The following is a 9,537-nucleotide window of genomic DNA, read 5'->3' as shown; positions in this document are numbered from 1 at the left end:
AATAGTTCTTCTTCCCCTGCTTCCCCTGCCTCCCCTGCTCCCCCTGCCTCCCCACTCCCCCCTCCCCACTCCCCACTCCCCACTCCCCACTCCCCACTCCCCACTATGCCTACAGATACTTTTGAAAAAACTAGCTGGAGTTGGCAGTTGTCTCAATTCCAACAACAAGCAGGAGAATGGTGGGAATACCAGTTTTACCGCTTTGGACAGGCTTTGCCAGAATTACCTACTGAATGGTCGATTAGCCCTTGGCTTGGTGAGTTGCTGAAATTCCTGTTTTGGTTGGTACTAGGCTTATTTGTAGCTTGGGTGGGCTGGCGATTGTGGCGAGAATTCAGTCCTTATGTATATTCTTGGCTGAATAGAACTGGCAATTTCACTGATTTTCGCGTAAAAACTCACTCTAATGAGTCATCCATAGCCCTGTTGTTGGAGCGATCGCAACAATTTTACCGTCAAGGTAACTACCGTGAGGCTTGCCGTTGTATTTATTTAGCGATGTTACAGCAGTTAGATCAAAATGCGATCGCACCTCACAAACTCAGCCGCACTGATGGAGAATATCTGCAATTGCTGCGATCGGCTGTGACTCCTATACAGCCTTATGAAACTTTAATTACCACTCACGAGCAATTATGTTTTGGTAATGCTGAGGTTTTGCCAGACAATTATGAGCAGTGTCGGCAAGCTTATCGAGAAATTTCCCCAGAATAAAAAAGAGACGTTGCAATGCAACGTCTCTACACAAAACAAACAAAACAATATTCTAGGTGAGAGTAGCGATCGCCTTTTCCACAGCTTGCAAGGCAGTATTGACTTCCGCTTCTGTGACAATTAGCGGTGGTACAAACCGGACAACTTTTGGGCCAGCTGGTACCAGCAATACACCCTCTTTGATAGCAGCATTGACGACATCGGCTGCGGTTATCTCGATATCGGCTCGCAACTCCAAACCGTTGATTAAACCCCAACCCCGAACTTCGCTAATGTGCTGAGGATATTTAGCTGCGATCGCTCTCAATCCAGATCGCAATTGTTCACCCCTATCTTGCACATTCTGCAAAATATTTTCCCGTTCCAATGTCTGGCAAACACTGAGTGCTACACCACACACAAAAGGATTGCCGCCAAAGGTGCTGGCGTGTTCCCCTGGTTGAAAAACATCGCAGAATTTCTTGCTCATCATTGCGCCTATGGGGATACCACCACCTAAGCCTTTAGCACTGGTGAAAATATCCGGTTCAACGCCGAGATGTTCGTAAGCCCATAATTTGCCACTGCGCCCCATACCAACTTGCACTTCATCGAAAATCAATAAAATGCCAGTTTCATCGCAAATCTGCCGGAGCTTTTTGAAATAGGCAACATCTCCTGGACGCACACCGCCTTCTCCCTGCAATGGCTCGATCAGAATCGCTGCTACTCGATAATCGCCTTCATCCAACTCGCTAATTGCCACTTCCACAGCGTTAATATCGTTGTAATTTACGTAGTGGAAACCAGGAACCAAAGGATCAAAATATTTTTGATACTTCGGTTGTCCCGTAGCGGTAATCGTCGCTAAAGTCCGCCCGTGGAAACTGGCATTGGCGGTTAAAATAATTGGTTTTTCAATGTCTAATACTGTGTGGGCATATTTCCGCGCCAGTTTAATTGCGGCTTCGTTAGCTTCAGCTCCAGAGTTGCAGAAAAATACGCGATCGGCACAGGAATGATCAACGAGCCATTTTGCCAATTCACCTTGCTCAGGAATATAGTACAAATTAGATACATGATGCAGCTTTTGGATTTGGCGTGTCACCGCTTCTACCATCACTGGGTGGGCATGTCCTAAAGTACAAGTGGCAATTCCCGCTACAAAGTCCAGATATTCTTGTCCCTCTGTATCCCAAACCCGGCATCCAGCACCGCGTTCTAGAGCTAAGGGAAACCGGCCGTAGGTAGACATGACAGCTTGATTAAAGCTATCTGCATCAAAGGGACTAGATGCTGACCCTGAATCTGGGGGGATGGTGGCTTGGTCAACGAGAGTTTGTAGGCTCACTACCGCTCCTCCTGAAAGTTTTTCATTATATAGTTATTTACTAGTTTCCTAGAAATCCCTAAAAAATACTTTTTATTTAGCACAACTTGTACTTCTTCTTAGGCTAACGCTTATATAACCTCAAAGGCATGGCGGTGGTGAAAAAAATTTTGTACTCAACGCTTGAGCAAGAGTATGAGCTACAGGTAATTTGCATAGGCGCAGCCCGTCCTCGTTATTTAGTTATTTTTCTGTGATTTTCAGTTCATCAATATTCCAAAAAGTTGGCCCCAAGGCAGAAAACTTGATGGGATTGACACGTTCACGCACCGCCTGAAACGAGATTGGATTCACAAGGCAGAATATCGGCAACTGTTCAGCAACGATTTGCTGAAATCTGTTATAAATCGCCTTCCGCTTGTTTTGGTCTAGTTCTTTGACTCCTGCGCTAAAAAGACTGTCAATTTCTCTCTCCCATTCAGAAACTACCCATCCTTGGAGTGGGGGTTTTCCTGGTGCGGCACCTTGGTTGAACTGATGAAATGAGCCTTGACTAGTCCAAAATAAAGATAGAAGATTAGGTTCAACATCTGCACCGGGAACACCAAACGCACCTACATAACAATCCCAATCTCGACGAGAGAGTAGTTTTTGCAAGACTACATTAAAACTGACCACCTGCATATTTGCTTTGATCCCAATTTGACTGAGGTCTTGTTGGATTTGAACTGCGGCATCGATTCTTGATTGATCTTCCGATTTCACCAACAGATTGAATTGCACACGATTTCCATCTTGGTCTAACAGTTCTTTTTGGGAGTTGTACCTAAAACCAGCCTCTAACAACATCTGCCTGGTTTTCTGGGGATTATAATCATAAACTTTTAACCCTGCTACTGGCGACAAGTAATAGGGACTTTGAACAGCAATTGGCGAATGTTGGATTTCACCTAAACCGCGATAGATATTAGTTTTCATGCGGTTGCGGTCAATGGCATAAGCGACTGCTTGCCTAAAAACTAAGTTATTAAACCATCGAGATTTAATCGGATCTATAAAAGGCTTACCTTTGCGATCGCGAGCTTGGTTGAGATTGAAACCCACAAAGCTAAAACCCGCAGTGGTTCCACCATTGTAAATAATGTATTTGCCTCGCTTTTCCTCTTTCTTGAGTAAGCCAAATACTGCTGGTGTCACATTTAAATTATCCAGTTCCCCTGAGCGAAATCTGAGTAACTGATTTTCGGTAGAAGCAATAATTTGCCAGACAATACGTTCAATATAAGGCTGAGGATTTTTTTGAATATCTTTGCGCCAGTAATAGGGGTTGCGTCGTAAAATCACCCGTTCAGAAGGAGTATAGCTTTCTATTTTGTAAGGCCCATTGGAGATGATTTTTTGCGGATCAGTATTGGTTCCCCACATTGAAAGAAACTGAGGATTACCATTGGCATCATTGGATAATACAGAAGAACGCAAGGCATGAGCGGGCAAAATCGCTAGTCTTTCGGCGTATCTCAAAAAAGGGGCAAAAGGTTCTACAAAAGTAAACTCAACTCGCAAATCATCTAGTTTCTGCACGGATGGGAAAGTTTCTGTGTTGCCAATGCGTAAAAAATCTCTATATAAAGTGGGAATTTTTTTATTAAGATAAATGTCTCGATAGGTAAAGACTACATCATCTGCCGTCAGAGGTTCACCATCTGACCATTTCAACCCGGTTTTTAATGTAAAAACAATTCGCTTTTTATCGGTGGATATCGACCAAGATTCTGCTAGTCCTGGCTCCAATTTGGTAGTGATAACATTCTCATCGATCAATCCCTTGTAAATTAAAGGAAAAACACTATAGGGAGAGTCATTAATGGCATAGTTAAAAGTAGTTGGGTCACTTAGTGAAACTAAAACTAATTGAGCTACCTGAGATGCTTTGCTTTTCATCTGTGTCGGGTGACAGCTTGTGAGCAAGAAACAACAATATAGCAGCAAACCAACTACCAAATTCAGAGGTCGAACAACAGCAGCGATCATCTCTAGTTATCTACCTTACAGCTACTATCTACACAGTACAATATGGTATTGAACAGTTAATAGCTGGGGCGATGCCTGCGGCGGGCAAGGCCTACGCACTGAGTAATGTTTTCAGCTGGTTTTACAAAGGCTGTTTTGGGGCAGGCATAAGGTAGTTTTAGTCTCAATCCTGTTCGGTTAAGGCAAGAGACGCGATGAATCGCCGTCTCTACAATAATCAATCTTTCGTCTTGACGGCGATTTATCGCGTCTTTGTGATGATTTAACGTAACTATTTCATTAATTTTACGTTGCGTAACTTAGTTTGATTTCTTCTTGCCCAGTTATTTAGCTGAAATAGCAATTCATCTCACGCTCCCCTGACGGGTGAGACGTGAGATGAATTGCGCGTGAGTTGACGACAGTACTCTAACTGATGTAGTTCACTTTCAATATACTAAAAAGGACGAATGGTATAAAGTTAGTAGAAAACTAGAAAAATTAGGCTAGAAGTACTATTGTTACGTCATTTTCAACACTTGAGCAAAAATATAAACGTATCCAAAAGGAGTTAATGGCTGGGGCGATCGCTCTTGGCGGTGTTTTCTTCATTGGCACTTTGTGGTACTGCTTAGTGGAGGGTTGGTCATGGGAAGATGCGGCTTACATGACAGTCATCACTCTCGCGACCGTGGGATATAGCGAGACACACCCACTCGGTAGTAGAGGACGGTTGTTTACAATTGCCCTGATTTTGTTGGGTGTAGTGAATATCGGTTACATTGTCAACAGATTTACAGAAGCGATTATTCAAGGCTACTTTCAAGAAGGAATTCGGCTACAACAACAGAGGCGGTTAATGGAATCCCTATCAGAACACTACATCATTTGTGGATTTAGCCGCACTGGTCGTCAAATTGCCAAGGAATTTCGGGCAGAAGACGCACCTTTTGTAGTGATTGATGCTGACATGGAATCTGTACAAAGGGCACAGGCAGAAGGTTATACGGCATATCAAGGTGACGCTACCCTAGATGACACACTTCTGAAAGTTGGTATCGAACGGGCGATTTGTATTGTTGCAGCACTCCCTTCCGATGCTGAGAATTTATATATTGTTTTATCAGCAAAAACTCTGAATACAGGAATTCGGGTGATTGCCCGCGCAAGTACAGAAGAAGCTTTGCAGAAGTTACGACGCGGTGGCGCAGATGAAGTGATATCCCCCTATATTACAGGTGGGAAGCGCATGGCTGCTGCGGCACTCAGACCCCAAGTGTTGGACTTTGTAGACGGGATTTTGACAGGTGCAGACCGTCAGTTGTATATGGAAGAATTTTTACTCGACCCGGCTTTTTGTCCCTTTGTGGGTCAGAGTTTGCAAAAAGCGAGATTGCGATCGCAATCTGGGGCATTAGTTCTGGCAATTCGCCGTCTTGATGGGACTCTAATTGGTGGCCCCACTGGCGATACGGTGTTAATGTCGGGAGATCGGCTAATTGGTATGGGTACAGCAGAGCAATTGCGTAGCCTTAACCAAATTCTTGGCCCAATTGGTTCTCAGAAATTGCGACGACCGAAAAATAGCTAATTTTATGGAAGTCGGCGGGAAACTCCATCTTGGAAGTGGCGTGGGGTTGTTTATACCTTAATTTTCCTGTAACCACTCTAAAATACTAGCTTTGCTCTCCACTAAGCCTTTATAAACCAGTGATTCCGGTGTCATGGACTGAATTGCAGCATATAGCTTAGACCGTAACACGGAGTCTTTTTTCACTACACTACAATCTCTAAAATAAGTACGAATACTAAACAACGCCGTTTCATACTCTGGTAGTCCCCAAATAACTTGGCGCTCAATTCGCAGATAAAGTTTGGGATGCTGTGAATCAAAGCTTCTACCTTGCCATTGGCTAACTGATACACTAGGCGGTGGTTCGGGATGATGGTTAAGGCGAGTGTCGGTACTCAAACCCCAGGCAAAGCGCACCATTGGTTTATGGGTAATCATTGTATGAGCGATCGCACCCCCTCGCTGATTTATTTTTTCCATCCCAGCCACAGGTGCATGGATTGCGGCGAAATCTTTGCCAATTTTCTCCTCAGCTGACCAGTGGTTAGGATAGCAGAGATGAACTGCACTCAGCCAGTTGCTACCATCAGCAGAACGGCAAATAATTGTCAGGTCTTCCTGTACCTGCGTTGCTAAAGCATCAAGGGTAGAGGCGTAAGCTGGAAAAACTGGACTACCCTCGACTTTCTGTAACTGCAACTCTGCATCTAAATAGATGGTTTCTTTGGTGAGTTGGCTGTGAAATACCACAGTGTTATCTATTGACTTTTGGCAGTGAAAATGCTGTGGGTGTTCTTGGGTAAGGCGATTAATTATCAAACGAGCGATCGCACCTGCTACAGTCTGAGAATAATTGCAGGTTTGATAGTATTTGTTCAACCGTTCCGCACGGGCTAAAAGTTTAATCTGACGGTAGTGGGTAAAATCATCATCAATTTGAAATACCTGCTGATCAGTCGGAGTGTTACCAAAACAGGAACCAAAAGCCATCATCCCCGGCTTGACTTCGTAGCGTCCACTCATGAGGGGGAAATAGCAAGCCGCACTACTAGAGGCTTCGACTGTCCTAGCTTCCTGGAAGAAGTTGTTTGGAGACACAGGTGATGCTATGCGTCTTTACATACCCATTTCTAACATACATAAAGGTATGAGGGAGAAATAGCCCATGCAAATGACCAATGACTAATGACTAATGACTAATCAATTTCTTTCCACCCATGCATAGATGCTACGCCTTTTGTAACCCATTCGATCACAATTGGGGGAGCTTCTGATATCAAAATGCTAGGATAAACTGCTGCACCCCAATCGGGATGAATTAATACACGGCATTGATTTTTAATCACTGGATAGTTGAGCAAAGCTTTGACAACTGCTGTGTCATCGTGGGGAATTGCTCCGGGATGGGACAGTAAAGGATAGCCTGTACGAGGGTCGATTAAGTCTGTTAAATAGCCGCGATCGCGCAGATGAAATGCTAAATCACAGCCAAATCGCATAAACTTTTCTCGCAAGCGTTCTTTCTCTGATTCTACTTCTGCTGTTTTTTCGACTAATTGATAACGCGATTGCTGTAAGACAATCACTACTCTTAAAAATGGCTGCCGTTTCCAATCTGGTAATATCCGTTCGCAGTTGGCACAGATATATTGACTGGGAGCATGAATTGAAATTTGAACCGCTTGTCCTGTTTCGCCAACTAAATTAATGGGACAGGCTTGCTCCGAAGTGTAAACTTTGGGATAGTTCACTAAATTGATTCGGCTTATACAAGTTTTTTAATTTAATCTACGGTATAGATGATACCTCTTAAAAGTTCAGAAAAATCATCTAGTTTATATAATAAGTTACTTTTTTTAGAAGTAGTTGCTAATAATTTGAGAATTTTAATCCGAATTTTATCCTTTATTAACCTATTTTAATGGGATTTGCTGCGATCGTTGTAGGCATTGGCATAGATACAGCCTATGCTAGACAAGCAATCGCTCCTGAAATATGTTCGTCAAAATCTCAAAAAATGATCTGCGTCTCAGAGAATTGGCAGTCAAAACCAAAATAGTCTAACTCTCAGCAACATAAGTCTAAACAAACCTCTGGTGAAGCAAAGCGCGTCGAAGTTTCATTCAAAGATGAGCAGAAAAGACCAAGGTAATCTTATCTGCTGGGAAAAAGTTAGAGCTATTAGCCTAGTTTCGATAGCACTCAATTAATTGAGTTTTAAAGAATTAACAGGCACTTCATCCCAAGAATCGACAGTCCGCAATCGCGCTACCCAACCTGCTGCCTTTTGCATTTCAGTCAAATTATTCTGAAAGGAATCATGACAATCTTTAGCTTGAGATTCATTACAAGTGGCAATACAGGCATGAATCATCCCAGACGGATCAATTTGCTCATTTACCCAAATAGTCATGGAATATTCCCTCGAAAAGTGTAGCGAAAAAAGTTATTCGTTATTTTAGAATACTATTAGAGTCAAAAGTTATAGAGTAAAATCGGTAACAAGTAGTGAACTAATCGCAATTACCTGTTACTAATTTACATTACCTATAGGAATCCGCTTTGATTTCTGAACGAATTTGCGTAAGCAGGCAATAGGCAATAGGCAATAGGCAATAGGCAACAGGAAAGAAGGCTTCCTGGTTGTACTGAGTTTTTTCAGAAATCAAATATGAGTCCTATAGTAAAGATGATCCGTTCGATAATCAGCGCCACCCCTAATAAAGAGAATGCCAGCAGAGGCCACATGACCACGCCACCTGCTGTAAACAGATTACTAATTTCCATTTATTATTTTTTAACTCTCCAACAACGCTAGGTTAGCAGATCGTTGTTTGAGCGAAGTTGACATCATTTCCCAAAAGGAATTGCTCTGCAAGTTTTAAAGTGTTAGCAGCAAGTACGGCTTGCCCAAGCTGCATAGATGTTTTGTAGCAATTATCAAATTTATAAGATATGCTGAATTTAAGATAAAAGTCCCTCTGCCCCATAACAGGGGTCGTAACAGCGAGTAGGCTCGTTGCCCCATAACAAGGGTCGTAACAACGAGGAATATCTAAATCCATTTGCAAAGAGATGTGTCAATTATGTCCGCAAATAACAATCAAATACTTAACAAAGGTTCAACCAATGCCCAAGTTTCACCACGAGAAGAAATCGTATTGCTTGCACTCCATAACAAAGAACTCTATGGTCTGCAAATTCCGCAGGCTATGGAAGAGGCTAGCGACGGTAATACTAAGATGGGGATTGGCACCCTTTACCCTGTTCTCCATTCTCTGGAAAAGAAAGGGCTTGTCAAATCCCGTTGGGGAGATGAAGGGCGTGAAGAACGAGGTGGAGCAAGGCGGCGCTATTACAAACTTACAGGTAGCGGCGTTGCGACTCTCGAAGCCGTCCAGTCTTTCCGCTCTAATCTACTTACTTGGCAGCCCAGTTAGTGGAACAGCAGGTATTGAACTCGAAGATAACGATTGGGAATTTACTATAAAAGAAATTCAACTCAAGACACAACACCTGGAGAACATAACATCTTTAAAATCAGAGGAAGTTATCAAAGTTGTGGAAGAGTTGATAGTTCAGAAAGTGGTGAACGATTTAGAAGACTCAGTAGAAAATTTAGAGAAGCTCTCTAAGTTGAAGAAGAAATTACGCAAGTATAAAAAATCTGATCCTGCTGAAACTTGGGCTAGTAGGTGGATAGCTTCCCAAATTGCTTATCTCTTCCCCCCAGAACGACGTGAAGAATGGCTAGGGGATTTGTACGAAGTTAATAGGGAGATGCTGCACAAAGGCTATCCCCGTTGGTTGGTTAATCTTAATAATGTTTTGAAAACTGTCATCCTGGTAATTTCTGCTTTAAAAATCAGGCTATCAGATTTCTTTTCACTAGGTAAGGTCAAAAGCGAGTAAAGGAAAATGTATTCTGAAG

9 protein-coding genes and 1 pseudogene are annotated in these 9,537 nt (G+C 42.8%); 4 read left to right on the top strand and 6 right to left on the bottom strand.

The features are described 5' to 3' along the window. The first annotated feature begins 105 nt into the window (after nt 1-105). Nucleotides 106-714: a DUF4129 domain-containing protein gene (locus tag A4S05_RS17480; RefSeq protein WP_069071073.1), complete on the top strand. Its 609-nt coding sequence runs from the start codon at nt 106-108 to the stop codon at nt 712-714. A 52-nt stretch (nt 715-766) separates the two neighbouring features. Here the strand turns inward: A4S05_RS17480 and A4S05_RS17475 are convergent, their stop codons facing one another. Next, entirely contained in the window at nt 767-2,044 is a 1,278-nt protein-coding gene (locus A4S05_RS17475) for an aspartate aminotransferase family protein (protein ID WP_069071072.1), read from the bottom strand. A gap of 222 nt (nt 2,045-2,266) precedes the next feature. Continuing rightward, nucleotides 2,267-4,054 carry an ABC transporter substrate-binding protein gene (locus A4S05_RS17470; protein ID WP_069071071.1) on the bottom strand — a complete coding sequence of 596 codons (1,788 nt, stop codon included), beginning with the start codon at nt 4,052-4,054 and terminating at the stop codon, nt 2,267-2,269. 553 nt (nt 4,055-4,607) lie between these two features. Here A4S05_RS17470 and A4S05_RS17465 point away from each other — a divergent pair. After that, nucleotides 4,608-5,624: a potassium channel family protein gene (locus A4S05_RS17465; RefSeq protein WP_069071070.1), complete on the top strand. Its 1,017-nt coding sequence runs from the start codon at nt 4,608-4,610 to the stop codon at nt 5,622-5,624. 57 nt (nt 5,625-5,681) lie between these two features. Here the strand turns inward: A4S05_RS17465 and A4S05_RS17460 are convergent, their stop codons facing one another. The 4 genes and pseudogenes from A4S05_RS17460 to A4S05_RS43385 all read right to left on the bottom strand — a co-directional run. Then, nucleotides 5,682-6,629 (bottom strand): heme-dependent oxidative N-demethylase family protein, encoded by a 948-nt coding sequence (locus tag A4S05_RS17460; RefSeq protein ID WP_084227144.1) that lies wholly within the window; start codon nt 6,627-6,629, stop codon nt 5,682-5,684. Nucleotides 6,630-6,802: 173 nt separating this feature from the next. Next, nucleotides 6,803-7,357, bottom strand: a complete 555-nt coding sequence (locus tag A4S05_RS17455) for a methylmalonic aciduria and homocystinuria type D protein (RefSeq protein ID WP_069071068.1) — start codon at nt 7,355-7,357, stop codon at nt 6,803-6,805. 455 nt (nt 7,358-7,812) lie between these two features. Beyond that, a complete protein-coding gene (locus tag A4S05_RS17450; RefSeq protein WP_069071067.1) occupies nt 7,813-8,019 on the bottom strand; it encodes a glycogen debranching protein in 207 nt (68 codons plus the stop codon). 266 nt (nt 8,020-8,285) lie between these two features. Then, nucleotides 8,286-8,393, bottom strand: a pseudogene (locus A4S05_RS43385) (MotA/TolQ/ExbB proton channel family protein); the annotation flags it as partial. 299 nt (nt 8,394-8,692) lie between these two features. Between A4S05_RS43385 and A4S05_RS38985 the strand changes: the two are divergent. Continuing rightward, nucleotides 8,693-9,046, top strand: a complete 354-nt coding sequence (locus A4S05_RS38985; protein ID WP_084227143.1) for a PadR family transcriptional regulator — start codon at nt 8,693-8,695, stop codon at nt 9,044-9,046. Continuing rightward, complete coding sequence (locus tag A4S05_RS38980) at nt 8,931-9,518, top strand: hypothetical protein (protein ID WP_176727028.1); 588 nt, start codon at nt 8,931-8,933, stop codon at nt 9,516-9,518. The genes A4S05_RS38985 and A4S05_RS38980 overlap by 116 nt, the downstream gene beginning before the upstream one ends. The last annotated feature ends 19 nt before the right edge of the window (nt 9,519-9,537 follow it).

Origin of the sequence: Nostoc sp. KVJ20, assembly GCF_001712795.1 — a bacterium.
Lineage (GTDB): Bacteria > Cyanobacteriota > Cyanobacteriia > Cyanobacteriales > Nostocaceae > Nostoc.
This window is presented reverse-complemented; position numbering and strand designations above follow the sequence as displayed.